The organism is Pseudomonas sp. HY13-MNA-CIBAN-0226 (assembly GCF_040310305.1).
Classification (GTDB): Bacteria; Pseudomonadota; Gammaproteobacteria; order Pseudomonadales; family Pseudomonadaceae; genus Aquipseudomonas; species Aquipseudomonas gregormendelii.
The window spans coordinates 48,309-64,222 of the sequence record NZ_JBEOPS010000002.1; the positions used below are offsets into that span (position 1 = coordinate 48,309).

General features: G+C 60.3%; 13 protein-coding genes. 12 read left to right on the forward strand and 1 reads right to left on the reverse strand.

Going from position 1 to position 15,914, the window contains the following annotated elements:
- Position 1 precedes the first annotated feature (1 nt).
- The gene (locus AAEZ05_RS02380; RefSeq protein WP_350646517.1) at positions 2–577 is read left to right on the forward strand and encodes a cysteine hydrolase family protein; all 576 of its coding nucleotides are present in this window, start codon (positions 2–4) and stop codon (positions 575–577) included.
- Positions 578–662: 85 nt separating this feature from the next.
- Here AAEZ05_RS02380 and AAEZ05_RS02385 read toward each other — a convergent pair whose 3' ends face one another.
- A complete protein-coding gene (locus AAEZ05_RS02385; protein ID WP_350646518.1) occupies positions 663–2,519 on the reverse strand; it encodes a sigma 54-interacting transcriptional regulator in 1,857 nt (618 codons plus the stop codon).
- Between the two features lie 420 nt (positions 2,520–2,939).
- On the opposite strand from AAEZ05_RS02385, the gene AAEZ05_RS02390 reads away from it, so the two are divergent.
- From AAEZ05_RS02390 to dmpG, 11 genes are all read left to right on the forward strand, one after another.
- Positions 2,940–3,830, forward strand: a complete 891-nt coding sequence (locus AAEZ05_RS02390) for a VOC family protein (protein ID WP_350646519.1) — start codon at positions 2,940–2,942, stop codon at positions 3,828–3,830.
- Positions 3,831–3,911: 81 nt separating this feature from the next.
- On the forward strand, positions 3,912–4,448 hold the full coding sequence (locus AAEZ05_RS02395; RefSeq protein ID WP_350646520.1) for a flavin reductase family protein: 537 nt from the start codon (positions 3,912–3,914) through the stop codon (positions 4,446–4,448).
- Between the two features lie 55 nt (positions 4,449–4,503).
- Entirely contained in the window at positions 4,504–5,724 is a 1,221-nt protein-coding gene (locus tag AAEZ05_RS02400) for an acyl-CoA dehydrogenase family protein (protein ID WP_350646522.1), read from the forward strand.
- 106 nt (positions 5,725–5,830) lie between these two features.
- Positions 5,831–7,507 (forward strand): DUF1302 domain-containing protein, encoded by a 1,677-nt coding sequence (locus AAEZ05_RS02405; RefSeq protein ID WP_350646523.1) that lies wholly within the window; start codon positions 5,831–5,833, stop codon positions 7,505–7,507.
- Between the two features lie 9 nt (positions 7,508–7,516).
- Positions 7,517–8,884, forward strand: coding sequence for a DUF1329 domain-containing protein (locus tag AAEZ05_RS02410; protein WP_350646524.1), 1,368 nt, complete (start codon positions 7,517–7,519; stop codon positions 8,882–8,884).
- A 58-nt stretch (positions 8,885–8,942) separates the two neighbouring features.
- Positions 8,943–10,004 carry a WD40/YVTN/BNR-like repeat-containing protein gene (locus AAEZ05_RS02415; protein ID WP_350646525.1) on the forward strand — a complete coding sequence of 354 codons (1,062 nt, stop codon included), beginning with the start codon at positions 8,943–8,945 and terminating at the stop codon, positions 10,002–10,004.
- 30 nt (positions 10,005–10,034) lie between these two features.
- Positions 10,035–12,455 (forward strand): efflux RND transporter permease subunit, encoded by a 2,421-nt coding sequence (locus tag AAEZ05_RS02420; RefSeq protein ID WP_350646526.1) that lies wholly within the window; start codon positions 10,035–10,037, stop codon positions 12,453–12,455.
- A complete protein-coding gene (locus tag AAEZ05_RS02425; protein WP_350646527.1) occupies positions 12,452–12,907 on the forward strand; it encodes a GlcG/HbpS family heme-binding protein in 456 nt (151 codons plus the stop codon). Before AAEZ05_RS02420 ends, AAEZ05_RS02425 begins: the two co-directional genes overlap by 4 nt.
- Positions 12,908–12,933: 26 nt before the next feature.
- A complete protein-coding gene (gene dmpE / locus AAEZ05_RS02430; RefSeq protein WP_350646528.1) occupies positions 12,934–13,722 on the forward strand; it encodes a 2-oxopent-4-enoate hydratase in 789 nt (262 codons plus the stop codon).
- Between the two features lie 14 nt (positions 13,723–13,736).
- Positions 13,737–14,675 (forward strand): acetaldehyde dehydrogenase (acetylating), encoded by a 939-nt coding sequence (locus AAEZ05_RS02435; RefSeq protein WP_350646529.1) that lies wholly within the window; start codon positions 13,737–13,739, stop codon positions 14,673–14,675.
- Between the two features lie 10 nt (positions 14,676–14,685).
- A complete protein-coding gene (gene dmpG, locus AAEZ05_RS02440) occupies positions 14,686–15,708 on the forward strand; it encodes a 4-hydroxy-2-oxovalerate aldolase (protein WP_350646530.1) in 1,023 nt (340 codons plus the stop codon).
- The last annotated feature ends 206 nt before the right edge of the window (positions 15,709–15,914 follow it).

The following is a 15,914-nucleotide window of genomic DNA, read 5'->3' on the forward strand; positions in this document are numbered from 1 at the left end:
GATGAAAAGTATTTATCTGGTTCTGGACATGCAAAACGATCTGGTTCACCCCGACGGCGCCAGTGGTAAAGGCCCGCTGGGCGAGCAGGTGCGCAGCCGCGAAGTGATCGCCCACACCGCAGCGGCCATTGCCAAGGCACGCAGCAAAGGCATTGCGGTAGCGTATATACGGGTAGCGTTTTCCGATGACCATCGCGAAGCCAATCCCGCGTCCCAGGTGTTCGGCGCCATCGCAAAGAATGGCATTTTGAAAAAGGACGCCTGGGGCGGCGCGGTCCATGACGAGTTGGCACCCTTGACTGACGAGTGGAACATCGTCAAGCACCGGGTTTCACCCTTCTATGGCACCTCCCTTGAAGTGCTGTTGCGCCGTGAAGGTATCGAGCGCATCTACTGCAGCGGGGTCAGTACGCAAGCGGTGGTCCAGGCCACGGTACGCGACGCCCATGACCGTGATTTTGATGTGGTGGTGTTGGAGGACTGTTGCGCATCGCCGTCGGCGCAGGAGCATGAAAATTCCATGGCCAGCATCGCGCGCTTTTGCACCAGCATTAACTCGGCCGTCGCTTTCGACTGATCGCCAGATTCCACCGGGACTCGCCGCTGAGGCGATCCCGGCTCTCTTGTAACCCGCCATTTTCCAGGTCTAGTCATTGCGTCTTTCACTGCGCGCCGGATTCGTCCACCGACATTTTTTTCAGTCGATAATCCAGTTGTGCACGACTCAGTCCTAACAACGTGGCCGCGCGCGAGATGTTGTTTTCGCTCAGCTGCATTGCCACTTCGATATACACCTCCTCGATCTGACTCAGGCGTACCGGGCCACGTTGCAGCGTGCGTTGTGCGACTGCGAGCAGCTGGTCATGGCTTGCATGGTCCTGTTGCGCCAACCCCACGCTGGATGCGTCGACGTCGGGCATGCGAATGCCGATGGCCGGGCCGCTGTCCCAGCTGACGGTGCCGATGCGTTCGAGCTGCCCGCCCAGGGCATCGAGTCCCGAGAGATGCCGAAGATCAAGCATGTCACCGTCGTCGGAGAGGATGATGGCCCGCTCGATGACATTCTCGAACTCGCGAATATTACCGGGCCAGTGGTAATCCAGAATGACTTGCAAGGCCCTGGGCGCCACACCGGTCAAGTGACGACCGTGCAAGGCACACAATTTGCGCATCACCGTGTCGAGCAACAAGGGCAAGTCGTCCTTGCGTTCGCGCAGAGGGGCGATGGTGATCGGAAACACGTTCAGCCGATAGAACAAGTCACTGCGAAAACGCCCGGCCTTGACCGCCTTCGCGAGGTCTTCGTTGGTGGCGGCGATGACCCGCACGTCGACCTTGATGGTTTTATTGCTGCCCAGTCGTTCCAGGTCACCGCTTTGCAGCACACGCAGCAGTTTGCCTTGGGCGGTCATGCTCAGGGTGGCCACCTCGTCGAGGAAGATCGTTCCGCCATGGGCAATTTCAAAACGCCCCGGACGCGGGTCAGTCGCACCGGAATAGGCACCGCGCTGCACGCCGAACAGTTCTGACTCGATCAGTTGCTCGGGGATGGCCGCACAGTTGATTTCAATAAACGGCGTGTTTGCCCGCAGGCTGTTGGAGTGCAACTCGTGGGCGAACATCGTTTTGCCGACTCCGCTCTCACCCAGCAGCAGGACAGTGGCATTGGTGCCTGCTACGCGCAGGACTTTATGCATGGCAATGTGGTAGGCGGCGGAACTGCCCACCGGGCGCCCGAGCTCGGTCACCGACGGTTGGCTCTCTTCCAGCCCGAAAGGCGAGGAGGCCGCCTTGACGTCGGGGTTTTTAACCGGCTTGGCCGGTTGTGTCCGACGATGGTCGGTTACCCGTGGCTGGAAGTATTTGAGGTCGTCTTCGGTGTTGTCCCAGTCCTCGACCGGCTTGACGATCACCCGGCACAGATCATGTCCGCAGCCCTGGCACTGGGTCTCCCTGGCTAGCAGGCGACGACCCATCAGGCGGCTCATGAACCCCGAACTGTAGCCCACCTCCATCCAGCAAATAGGGTCGGTGCTGACCCCGTTGGCGGCGATATGAACGTCACTCTCGACCGAGCGTTTCCAGGTGAACTCGCCGTATTTGAAGCCCTTGGCGTGATCGAACTCAATGCACACCGGTGCGACTTCGACGATGCCGGACAAGGCGTGCAACTGACCCCCAGCCGCCGCGATGTCCAATTCATTACCCGTGCCGCGGGCCTGGATGGCCAGGTCGGCATCGCGCTGGCCCGTCAGGTAGCCGACCCGGGTCAACAGGCCGCGGGTGAACTCCACGCCGTTGCTTTCCAGCAGCTCCTGACGCAAGGCCCCGAACGCCTCGACATGCATCAGCATCATGCGTTTATCGCCCAGCCAGATCAGTCCCTCCTTGGGATTGAAGTACAGCCGGTCGACCAGGTCCTGCATGTCCGGGAAGCGCAGGTCGGTAATGATGTTGATGCCATTGCGATTACGCGACTGCCGCGAACGCGCTTCGCTATCGATTGGAGGAGTAGTCATCAAATGAGCCTGTGTTTTTGTTATAGAAGGCAAGTAGCGATATCCGATGCCAGACGCGTGCCAGAAATGTCATGAGCGCCCTCACTGGCTGAGCGCACTGAAACACAAGCTGCCTTGGGTGCGCTATCCATTCACTGCACTGCAGTCGATTTAATTTCCTCTGCCCGGGATTGACGAAAATCCTTGAATGAAATTCGGAATTTTCGAATTTTCATAAATCCACCTGCTTTGGTGAAAACACTGATTGCGCACGGATGGTCATCACTGGACGGCTGTATACCATTGATTTACAACAAATAAATATTTACTTTTTCTGATATTCAATGCTGGCACAGCGCTTGCTCTTGTCCCTTCAACAGCTGTTCTTCAAAGCGTCACCAGAAAGAACAGAACAACAAAAACAAGATGAGGTGCAGGCAAGTGGCAGAAATTCACTCGTTGGCCTACGCAGGATTCGGTGTAAGCGACCTGGATAAGTGGCAGTGGCTGGCCACTGACATTATCGGCATGCAGGTGGCCAAACGCGACGAGCAGGGCCTGACATTGCGCATGGATGAATACGCCCAGCGATTCTTCCTGGAGAGCAATCCCATCGACGACATCCTGGTGGCTGGCTGGCAATTTCGCAGCGAGCAGGAGCTTGAGAGTTATGTCGGCGAACTGCGTGAAAAAGGTCTTCCGGTCGAAGTGCTGTCCAGGGAGATGTTGCAGCGGCGCATGGTCGAGAAGGCATACAGCATCCAGGACCCGAACGGCTTTACTCACGAGTTTTTCTTTGGCCACAGCGAAGCAGGCCTGAACGACGCTTTTCGTTCCAAAGTGCTCAAAGGCGGTTTCGTCACCGGCGACCTGGGCATCGGCCACCTCCTGCCGTTTGCCAAGAACGGGCCGCAAACCGTGAACTTCTACAAGGATGTCTTGAAGCTGCGAGTCAGTGATTACATCCGTGAGGAAGTGCAACCGGGCATCGTGGTGGACGCCACGTTCTTCCACACCGCCACGGGCCGCCACCATTCCATCGCCACCGCCCAGGCGCCCAGCCCCAAGGTGCTCAACCACTTCATGGTCCAGGTGCAGAACATGGACGACGTCGGCCTGGCCTACGACCGCTGCATCAAGGCGGGCATCCCGATCATTCTCGAACTCGGTCATCACCCGAACGACAGGACCTTTTCTTTCTATGCCCAGACCCCTTCGGGTTTCAACTTTGAAATGGGTTGGGGTGGGGTCGTCATTGACGATCAGCATTGGGAAGTGAAGGCGTTCAACAAAATGAGCGACTGGGGTCACAAACGCAACTTCGTTCTCTGATCCGCGGCGGGCTGCCGGCCTGGTCACGCAGCAATCACGCCTGTGGGCCACCCGTGCCTGCGACACAGTGAGGTTTTCCACATGTTAAACGCCATTCAATCAAGTAGTACGCCAGCAGTGATTGCGCCGACGGTAGCCACCGCTGATTTCTGTAAGGGCATGCGCCATCTGGCCGGTGCCTGTGTAGTGATCGCCAGCGGCAGTGACAACGAGAGAGCCGGGCTGACGGCGACGGCGGTGTGTTCGATCACCGCCGACCCGCCGCGGTTGCTGATCTGCGTGAACCGCAATGTTCGGGCCCATGAAGTGATTCAGCGCGCCGGCGCTTTCAGCATCAACGTGCTGGCCCATGACCAGGAGTTCATTGCCAAGCGCTTTGCCGGAATGGTCGAAGGGGTCAGCGGCGAGGAGCGTTTTGCACAAGCTTGCTGGGAGTCGGGTGTCACCGGCGTGCCGTTGCTCGAAGACGCCCTGGTGAGTTTCGAGTGCCGCCTGGAGCAAGTGATTCCGGCCAGCACCCACGACATGTTTATCGGTGAGGTGGTCGGCGTCCGGGGCTTGCAAGAGCAGGACGGCCCCCTGGTGTACTTCAACAGCAGGTTCGCTGCGCTCAAGTGAAGCCCTGACGGCTTGCGACATGCAGACAAAACAATAAACAAGAGATCACAGACCTATGAACAACTTCGTCAAGCCAACCGAGACCGTGGAGACCCAGGTGATCCCAAGCGAAGCGCAATTGCTGGAGCGTGCGCGGGGATTGATTCCGATGCTGATGGAAAAAGCCGAGTCAGTGGAAAAGAACCGGATGGTTTCCAGCCAGACCATCGAGGCGTTCGTCGACGCCGGTTTCTTCAAGATTCTGCAGCCCAAGCAATATGGCGGGTGGGAGATGGCGCCCGCGGTGTTCTACAAGGTCCTAATGGAATTGGGTCGCGGCTGCTGCAGCAGCGCCTGGAACATGATGATCCTGGGTATCCACCAGTGGGAATACGGTTCGTTGCCAGAGCAGGCCTGCCTGGATGTCTGGGGTGACGACAACGCGGTCATCACTGCCTCGTCCTACCCGCCATTCGGCAAGGTCGAAGAGGTCGAGGGTGGCTACAACATCAGCGGCACGTGGAAAACCTCCAGCGGTTGCGACCACGGCAAATGGGCGTTTCTCGGCGGCCTGCGGCGTGATGCCGGCGGTCAGGTGATCGATCGCCTGTCGATGCTGGTGCCGAGCTCGGCGTGGGTCATTGAAGATGATTGGCATACCTTCGGCCTGGCCGGCACCGGTAGCAAGAGCCTGGTGATCAAGCATGCCTTCGTGCCGTATCACCGCGCTCACAGCCTGATCCAGTACACCTATAGCGAGCGTCCGGCGAACTACCTGTACCCCTTCAACCAGATCTTCTTCGGCGCCGTTTCGGCCTTGCTCGTGGGCATGGCTCAAGGCGGGATCGATGAGTACATCCGGCAGATGAGTGTGCGCACCAACACCACCGACGGCGCCGGGGCGGCACTGAGCCCGTACGTCAAGGATCGGCTGGGCAATGCGGTGGTCCGGGTGCGCTCGGCCCGTGCGCGGCTCTTGCAAATGCTGGCCGAGAGCAGCGAATACGTCGAGCGCCGTGAACTGGTGCCGGCCTTCGACCGAGTGCACTACATGCTCGACATCGCCCGGGTCGGTCGGGACTGCGAAGAGGCTGTGATGCTGCTGTTCAAGGCCACCTCGGCCCGCGGTATTTACCTGAACAACCCACTACAGCGAATCCTGCGCGACGTGATCGCCGCGTCCAACCACATTACCCAGAATGCCGATGACACGGCGGGCATGCTCGGCGCTTATCTGTTGGGGCAGCAACTGCCACCGATGATATTCGGCCTGGGCCCTGTGTCGCTCAACGACTGAGTCGCTGGATCGGGAGGAAGGCATTCCTCCCGACGAGACCCAATACCGCTTCCTCGGCGGTCACTCATAAAAACAAAAATCGGCTTAATGTCGCAGAGGTCTTTTAATGTCCATACATCAGAACCGAGCATCCGGTTGTGTCCGTTCGGCTGCCCAGCGTCCACGGTTGACCCGCCTGGCTGCGGCTTTACTCGGCTGTTCAGTATTGTCCAGCGCGCAGGCGATGGAGTTCGATACCGGAAGTTCCGACCTGAAGGTGCGCTTCGACACCAACGTCAAATACTCCAACGCCTGGCGCGTCAAGGACCAGCACGACAAACTGGTCGCGGACTCGAACCTGGACGATGGCGACCGCAATTTCGACAAGGGCATGATTTCCAATCGCCTGGACCTGTTCTCGGAATTTGACCTCTCCTACCAGAAGATCGGCGCGCGCGTCAGCGGCGCGGCCTGGTACGACGATGTGTACAACAAGGGCAACGACAACGACTCGCCGGGTACTGCCAACGCCTATAGCGTACGGTATGACCGGTTCACGAAAGATACCCGCGACTTGCACGGGCGGGACGCGGAGTTCCGCGATGCGTTTGTCTACGCGAACTACGATCTGGGCGAAGAAATGTGGGGCGTGTCGCGGTTGGGCCAACACTCGTTGCTCTACGGTGAAAGCCTGTTCTACGGCGGCAACGGTATCGCCGCAGGCCAGCAACCGATCGATGCGGTACGCGCGCTGACCGTCCCCAACTCACAATTCAAGGAGCTTGGCCTCCCGGTCAAGCAGTTTTCCACGCAACTGCAGATCACACCGACCGTCTCCGTCGGTGGCTACTACCAGTTCGAATGGGAACGTACGCGAATTCCAGGGGCGGGCAGCTATTTCAGCCCGGCGGACCTGCTTGACGAAGGCGGTGAAAGGATCGTTGTGGGGCGCTTGCCGAATGGCGCACCTGCGGCCTCGTTCTATCGCGGCGATGACATCGAAGCCCGCGACAGCGGACAGTGGGGCGTGCAACTGCGTTACCGCTCCGAGGCCCTGGATACCGACTTCGGCCTGTACGCCATCAACTATCACGACAAGAACTTCCAGACGCAGCTGCGTCCCGGGGTGGGGGCGGGCAGTCGTGCGGACCAGATCGGCGAATACATGCTGGTGTTCCCCGAGGACATTCGTGCCTATGGCTTCAGTGCCAATCGTGGGTTTGGCGACATCAACTTTGGTTTCGAAGCCTCTGTCCGCGATAACGCACCGTTGGTCAGCCTGACCATGACTGACCTGGCGGGCAACGGCGACAACGACGGCAATCCGCTGTACGCGGTTGGCCGTACAGCTCATGCCCAGGTCAACATGATCTACATCATGCCGACCGGGACGTTCTGGGACACCGCCAGCCTGCTGGGTGAGCTGGCCTGGAACCGCAGGCTGAGCGTCGACAAGAACCAGGACAATCTCGACCCCAACGGCACCCGTGATGCCACGGCGATTCGGCTGGCGTTTTCGCCGACTTACTTCCAGGTCTTCGATGGTGTCGACCTGACGGTACCGATGGGTCTGAGCTACGGCATCGACGGCCGCTCTTCGGCGGTGGGCGGGTTCAGCCAGAGCAAGGGCGGCGACTACAACGTTGGCCTGACGGCGGATTACCTGAAGTCGGTCACCTTCACCCTGGCCTACACCGGCTACTACGGTCCCTCGGCGCCGATCAATATCGGCGGGATCAAAACCTTCAAACAGACCAATGCTGACCGGGATTTCCTGTCCTTCAGCGTGTCCCATACATTCTGAGTAACGGCCATGACCAACAACAAGATCGCTCAGCTGTTGACCTGTTTCACCTTTTCCATGTCCGTGGCGTGCGCCTACGGGGCGGTCAGTGCGGCAGACGCTCAGGCATTGAATTCCACCCTGACACCCCTCGGGGCCATACGTGCCGGCAACGCCGACGGCAGTATCCCGGCGTGGACCGGGGGGTACTCCACGGTGCCGGCGGGTTATCAGCAGGGGCACCGGGCCTACGACCCATTCGCCCAGGACAAGCCGCTATACACCATCACTGCCGCCAACCTGGCCAAGTACCAGGACAAACTCAGCGCCGGTGTGATTCAACTGTTCAAGGACAATCCACAAACCTTCCGCATCGACGTGTTCCCCACACGCCGTACGGCATCGGCGCCGCAGTGGGTGTATGACAACACCCTGAAAAATGCCACGCACGCCTCGCTCGAAGGTGACGGCCTGATCGTCAAGGGCGCCTACGGAGGGGTGCCGTTCCCGCTGCCCAAATCCGGCATCGAAGTGCAGTGGAACCACCAGCTGCTATGGCGCGGTGACGCCACCAAAGGCAAGTACAAGGTCTGGACGACGACCGCCGATGGTCAGCGCGTGTTGGCCACCGCCGCCGAGGACAATGCGCAGTATCCGTACTACTACAAGGACGGTTCGGTGGAGACCGCCGGGCCGAACTTCATGATGGCTATTCAACTGACGTATGCGCCGGCCTTCCGGGCGGGTGAAGCGTTGATGGTGCACAACGTGACGGATTACGTGCAGGGCCGGACCCTGTGGCAATACCTGTCGGGTCAGCGCCGGGTGCGTCGTGCGCCGAGCATCAATTTCGACACGCCCAACTCGGTGGCGTCGGGCGTCAATTTCGTCGATGAAAACTACGGTGGCACCGGATCGCCGGAGCGCTTCGACTGGAAGCTGATCGGCAAGAAAGAAATGATCATTCCGTACAACAACAACCAATTGCTGGCCAACGCCGATGAAAAAGTCATGGGCCAGCGTCACGTCAATCCGGACTACATGCGCTGGGAGCTGCATCGGGTCTGGGAAGTCGAGGCCACCCTCAAGGCAGGCAAGCGTCATGCCGTGCCCAAGCGCAAGTATTACTACGACGAAGACAACTGGGGTAACGCGATGATCGATGGCTGGGATGCCGAAGGCACCCTGTGGCGCACGTCGCTGTCGACGCCCTTCGTAGCGCCGGATATCCCGGCCACGGTGAACTACTGCACCGGCTTCTTCCATGACCACCGGACCAAGGCCTGGATGTACAACTGTGCAATGGGCGACGCGGGCAATGAGCAATACGCAATCACCGAGCGTCGACGTGAAAGCTTCTTCTCGCCGGAGTCGCTGACCAAGATGAGCGCACGCTGATGTTCGTGGCGGGTTCTTCCTTCCTGGAGGGGCTCGCCTGTCTTACCGGAGGTATGCAGTGAATAAAAATAAATGTGCATTGGCGAGTCTGCTCTGCGTCAGCTTGATCGCCGGACTGGTGTTGACCGCTAGCGCCGGCTCAAGAAACGTCGCCGATACGCTGGAGCAAACCGCCACGGTTTCGGCATTGGCCAACCATTTTGCGTTTAACGCCGCTGCGATGGCGGGTGAGCGTCTGGTGGTGGCCGGCATGCGCGGCACCATCCTCTACTCCGACGACCAGGGCCAGCAATGGCGACAAGCCAGCGTTCCGGTCTCGGTCAGCCTGACCGGTATCTGCTTTGCCGATGCCGCCAATGGTTGGGCAGTCGGCCATCGCGGGGTGATTCTTGCCACCCGCGATGGCGGCGCGCACTGGACCCGGCAACTGGACGGCGTGCAAGTCGCACAGTCGATTTTGCAAGTGCGCCAGGACCCTGAGCGGATCGCCGAGGCGCACCGCCTGGTGGCCGAAGGCGCTGACAAACCGTTTTTGACCGTGCAGTGCATGGGCGATGGGCGGGTGTTGGCTCTGGGCGCTTACGGCTTGGCATTCAGCACGAAAAACGCCGGACAGAGCTGGCAGCCGGCGCTGGCATTGCTCGATGGCAGCGATTCACAACACCTCAACGCAGTGCAGGTCCTCGGTGGGCGGGTGTATGTGGCCGGGGAGCAGGGCGCGTTGCTGCGAGTGAACAATGACTTGCAGGGGTTCACCCGTTTTGCCAGCCCTTATGAGGGCAGCTTTTTTGGCCTCTTGGCCACGCGCAACAACAGTCTGCTGGCCGTGGGTTTGCGAGGGCATGTGTTGCGCTCCGTCGATCAGGGCAGCAGTTGGCAGCCTGTAACCCTGGCGTCGACCAAGAGCCTGACGGCGGCCACCGAACTGCGCGACGGCTCGCTGCTGTTGGCGGATGAGTCGGGGCAGGGCTGGCTCAGCCGTGATGACGGTCGCAGCTTCCGTGCGGTATTGCCCGAAGAACGCTTCCCGTTGATCGCACTGCTGGCGCTGTCCGATGGCGGCAGCCTGGCCGTGGGCACCCATGGCATCACTCGTTTCCTGCCGAGCGCTCTGCGCTGAGTCGGCCGGTATTGAAGAAGGTTACTTACGATGGCTATCAGCAATTCCGATGGCTTCACCGCTATCGCTTCCCTGGCGGATTTCGATAAACATTCCGGTAATCGCCTGGAGCGGGTGTTGTTCAACCACCGTTTCCTGGTCGTCGGCTTCTGCCTGCTTGTCACGGTGCTACTCGCGATAGGGGCCAGCCAGGTACGGCTCAATGCCAGCTACCTGAAAACCATTCCCGCGCATCATCCCTTCACTCTCAACTACCTGGAGCATGCCCGCGACCTCAAGGGTGCCGGCAACGCGATAAGGGTGGCGGTGGCGATGCGGGACGAGGGCGATATTTTCAACGCCCACTACATGGAAACACTGCGCCAACTCAACGATGAGTTGTATCTGGTCAACGGTGTCGACCGCGCCTTCATGCGCTCACTCTGGACCCCGGCGACCCGCTGGCAGGGCGTGACTGAAGAAGGTTTCGATGGTGGACCGGTAGTCCCGGATGGCTTTGATGGTGGCGCACAAAGCCTGGAAAGCCTGCGGGACAACGTCGAGCGTTCGGGAGAAACGGGCCAACTCGTGGCGGGTGACCTGCGCTCGAGCATCATCTATTTGCCCCTGTTGGAAATCGACCCCAAGACTGGTCAGTCCCTGGACTACAAACAACTGTCGGACAGCCTGGAAACTCTACGCAGTACGTACTCACAGCGCGGTGTCGACATCCACATCATCGGTTTCGCCAAAGTGATGGGCGACCTGATCGATGGCCTGTACGCGGTGCTGGGGTTTTTTGCGGTGGCGGTGTTGATCACCAGTGCGATCCTCTACCAATTCACCCGTTGCGTGCGCAGTACGCTGGTGGTGCAGGGCTGCACGTTGATTGGCGTGATCTGGCTGCTAGGTCTATTGCCGCTGCTGGACTATGAGCTCAACCCCTATTCGATTCTGGTACCGTTCCTGGTCTATGCCATTGGCGTGAGCCACGGCGCGCAGAAAATGAACGGCATCATGCAGGATGTCGGGCGCGGCACTCACAAGTTGATCGCCGCCCGCTACACCTTTCGCCGCTTGTTCGCCGCGGGCATCACCGCATTGCTGGCGGACGTCGTGGGCTTCGCGGTGCTGACCATTGTCGATGTGCCGGTCATCCAGGAACTGGCGCTGATCGCCAGTTTGGGCGTGGGCATCCTGGTGTTCACCAACCTGGCCTTGCTGCCGATCATGCTCTCGTTTACCGGTGTTTCACCGGCTGCGGCGGCCCGTAGCCTCAAGCATGAAACCCTGGCTGAAGGGCAATCACCATCATCGTTGGTGCGGCTGTTCGAGCGCTTCACCGGTCGAGGTGCGGCGCGACTGGCGATTGGCGTGGCGGTCGCTGTCGCGCTGGGCGCGTTGTGGATGGGCAAGGACTTGAAGGTCGGCGACCTCGACCCCGGGGCCCCGGAATTGCGCGCCGATTCGCGCTACAACCTGGATAACCGCTTCATCATCGAGCATTACCAGGCTAGCAGTGACGTGTTCGTGATCATGGTCGAAACCCCGGCCGGAAAGTGCGTCGATTACTCGATCCTGCGTAAGGTCGAAGAACTGGAATGGCGCCTGCGCGAATTGCCTGGCGTTGAAACCACCAAGTCCATCGCCGGGCTGTCACGCAAGATCAACGTCGGGATGAACGAGGGCAACTTCAAATGGGACGAGTTGCCGCCCAACCAGTCGATGATCAACGCGGCGGCCATGCGCTCACCGCGCGAGCTGTTCAACGGCACTTGCAGCCTGCTGTCGATCTACGCCTACCTCAAGGATCACAAGGCCGACACGCTTGAGTCGGTGGTCCAGGCGACGGCCGCCTTTGCGGAAAAATACAACGACGAGCAGGCCACGTTCCTGATGGCTGCTGGCAATGCCGGGATCGAAAGCGCGACCAACATCGTGGTCAAAAGCGCCAACACGCGGATGTTGCTGGGGGTCTACCTGGTGGTGTCGCTGCTGTGCTTCATTGCCTTTCGTTCCTGGCGTGCGGTGCTGTGCGCCGTGCTGCCATTGATCCTCACGTCCTTGGTGGCCGAGGCCTTGATGGTGCAATTGAACATGGGACTGAAAGTGGCGACCTTGCCGGTGGTGGCGCTGGGCGTAGGTATCGGCGTCGACTACGCGCTGTACATCCTCAGTGTCACGCTGTTCTGGCTGCGCCGTGGCGAGAGCCTGGCAATGGCCTATCGGCAGGCATTGATTTTCACCGGTCGGGTGGTGGTCTTCACCGGCCTGACGCTTTCCCTGGGCGTCGTCACCTGGGTGTTCTCGCCGATCAAGTTCCAGGCCGACATGGGCGTGCTGCTCACCTTCATGTTCCTGTGCAACATGCTGGTTGCGCTCATCCTAGTGCCCGCATTGGCCTGCTATCTGCTCCATCCGATCAAACCCGTGGCGCAGCCGGCCACCTCTCTCAAGGAAATCTCTGTATGAACTCGGGCATTCCATTGGCCGACACCCGGTTGAGCGATCCGCTGAGCATGGCGACAGCCCGCCTGGCGCTGGACACTGCGTTGCAACACGCCTGCAACCACGGTTGGCGGGTCAGCGTCGCGGTGCTGGACGGGGGCGGGCATCTGCTGGCCTTCGGTCGAAGCGCCGGGGCGCCCCTGCACACCATCGACCTGGCCCAGGACAAGGCGCTGACCGCCGTGTCCTTCGCCTTGCCCACCGCCGATGTCGGCAAGCGCTTGCGTGATGCCCCCGACCATGTCCGCCAGTGTCTGATTCTGCGGCCACGACTGGTGCCCATGGGCGGGGCGTTGCCCCTGCACCTGGGCGATCGCCTGGTCGGTGCCATCGGCGTTTCCGGCGCCAGTGAGGAGCAGGATTGCGACTGTGCGAAGGCGGGCTACGACGCCATCACCGACGACCGGCAGCGCTGATTTTCATCAAAGGACAGGAGTTTTACGTGAACCATTCAAGCGTCGACACGCAACAACTGGGCGACAAACTATTCAATGCGCTGATCGAAGCGCAGGCCATCGCGCCGCTGACCGAAAGCCATCCGGACTTGACCCTGGAGCAGGCCTACCAGATCCAGCAACACCTGATCGCCCGCCGCCTTGCCGGCGGTGAGCGGATCATCGGCAAGAAAATCGGGGTCACCAGTCAGGCGGTGATGGACATGCTCGGCGTGCGGCAGCCGGACTTCGGCCAGTTGACCGATGCCATGGTCGTGGACCAGGGCGCCAGCGTGGCCATGGCCGGGCTGATCCAGCCCAAGGCCGAGGGCGAAATTGCCTTCGTCCTCAAGCACGATCTGTCAGGCCCCGGCATCACCGTCGCCGATGTATTACGGGCTACGGAAGGGGTGATGGCGTGTTTCGAGATCGTTGATTCGCGCATCCGTGACTGGAAAATCAAGATCCAGGACACGGTGGCGGATAACGCTTCGTGCGGCGTTTTTGTGCTCAGTGATCGCCTGGTCAGCCCGCGTGAGTTGGACCTTTACACAACCGGCATGGTGCTGGAGAAAAACGGCCGGATCGTCGGTACCGGCGCCGGGGCCGCGACCATGGGCTCACCCGCCATCGCCGTGGCGTGGCTGGCTAACACCCTGGGCCGGCTGGGGATGAGCCTCAAGGCCGGTGAAGTGATTCTGTCCGGTGCGCTGTCGGCGATGGTGCCCGTGGTGGCCGGGGATAATTTGCGGGTGAGCATTGCCGGTATCGGCAGTTGCTCGGTGCGTTTCGACTGAGGTTGCACAACATCATGAACAACACATTAAAAGTTGCCATCGTCGGTTCCGGCAACATCGGCACCGACTTGATGATCAAGATCCTGCGCAATGCGAAGCACCTGGAAATGGCGGTCATGGTCGGCATTGACCCGGCTTCCGACGGCTTGGCCCGCGCCCAGCGCCTGGGCGTGGCGGTGACCCATGAAGGCGTCGAAGGCCTGACCCGCATGGAGGTGTTCAAGGACATTGACTTCGTGTTCGATGCCACCTCGGCCGGCGCCCATGTGAAGAACGATGCGTTCCTGCGCTCGATCAAACCGGGCATTCGTTTGATAGACCTGACCCCGGCCGCCATCGGACCTTACTGTGTGCCGGTGGTGAATCTGGAACAGAATCTGGATCAGCTCAACGTCAACATGGTCACCTGCGGTGGCCAGGCAACCATTCCGATGGTCGCGGCCGTGTCGCGCGTGGCCAAGGTGCATTACGCCGAAATCGTCGCCTCGATCGCCAGCAAATCAGCCGGTCCGGGCACTCGCGCCAACATCGACGAATTCACCGAAACCACTTCCAAGGCTATCGAAGTGATCGGCGGTGCAGCCAAGGGCAAGGCGATCATCGTGATGAACCCGGCCGAACCACCGCTGATGATGCGCGACACGGTGTTTGTGCTGTCTGAAGCGGCCGACCAGGCGCTGGTCGAGGCATCCATAGTGGAGATGGCCGCGGCGGTGCAAGCCTATGTGCCGGGCTATCGCCTCAAGCAGAAAGTGCAGTTCGACATCATTCCCGAAGACGCGCCGCTGCACATACCGGGCCTCGGCACCTTCTCCGGACTCAAGACCTCAGTGTTCCTCGAAGTTGAAGGCGCAGCCCATTACCTGCCGGCTTACGCCGGTAATCTCGACATCATGACCTCCGCTGCCTTGGCTACCGCCGAGCGCATGGCGCAGTCGATGCTCAACGCCTGAGGAGACCGACATGACCTTTAATCCCGACAAAAAAATCTACATCTCCGACGTGACCCTGCGCGATGGCAGCCACGCGGTTCGCCATCAGTACTCGCTGCAGAATGTGCAGGACATCGCCCGCGCTCTGGACAAGGCCAAGGTCGATTCGATCGAAGTTGCCCACGGTGATGGCCTGCAAGGTTCCAGCTTCAACTACGGCTTTGCCGCGCACACTGATCTGGAATGGATCGAAGCCGCCGCCGACGTGATCAGCCACGCCAAAATCACCACCTTGCTGCTGCCCGGCATCGGTACGGTTCATGACCTGAAAGCCGCGTACAACGCCGGTGCCCGGGTAGTACGCATCGCCACCCATTGCACCGAAGCGGATGTCTCGAAACAACACATCGAGTACGCCCGCGAGCTGGGCATGGACACCGTCGGCTTCCTGATGATGAGCCACATGATCCCGGCCGAACAGCTGGCGGACCAGGCCAAGTTGATGGAAAGCTACGGCGCGACCTGCGTGTACATGGCCGACTCCGGTGGCGCGATGAACATGCAGGACATTCGTGACCGTTTCCGCGCGTTCAAAGCCGTACTCAAGCCGGAAACCGAAACCGGCATGCACGCGCACCACAACCTGAGCCTGGGCGTGGCCAACTCGATCACCGCGGTCGAGGAAGGCTGCGACCGCATCGACGCCAGCCTTGCCGGCATGGGCGCCGGCGCCGGTAACGCACCGCTGGAAGTGTTCATCGCCGCCGCCGAACGCCTGGGCTGGAATCACGGCACCGACCTGTACACGCTGATGGATGCGGCGGACGACATCGTGCGCCCGCTGCAGGATCGGCCAGTGCGGGTCGATCGCGAGACCCTGGCCCTCGGTTACGCCGGTGTCTATTCGAGCTTCCTGCGCCACGCCGAAATCGCTGCCGCGAAGTACGGCCTCAAGACCCTCGACATCCTCGTCGAATTGGGCAAGCGGCGGATGGTCGGTGGTCAGGAAGACATGATCGTCGACGTGGCGCTGGACCTGCTCAAAAAACGTTAACACCGCACAACCTATGGGAGCTGGCTTGCCCGCGATAACGGTTGAACATTCACCATTGCGGTTGGCTGAACCACCATCACCGCGAGCAGGCTCGCTCTCCCTGGGGGTCTCGCCTGCCTGACATAACAACAGTAAAGCGGGTATTGCCATTACAGCGATAAAGGCGCGTTCAACGTCTTCATATTTTTCATTTCGATTTTTATGAA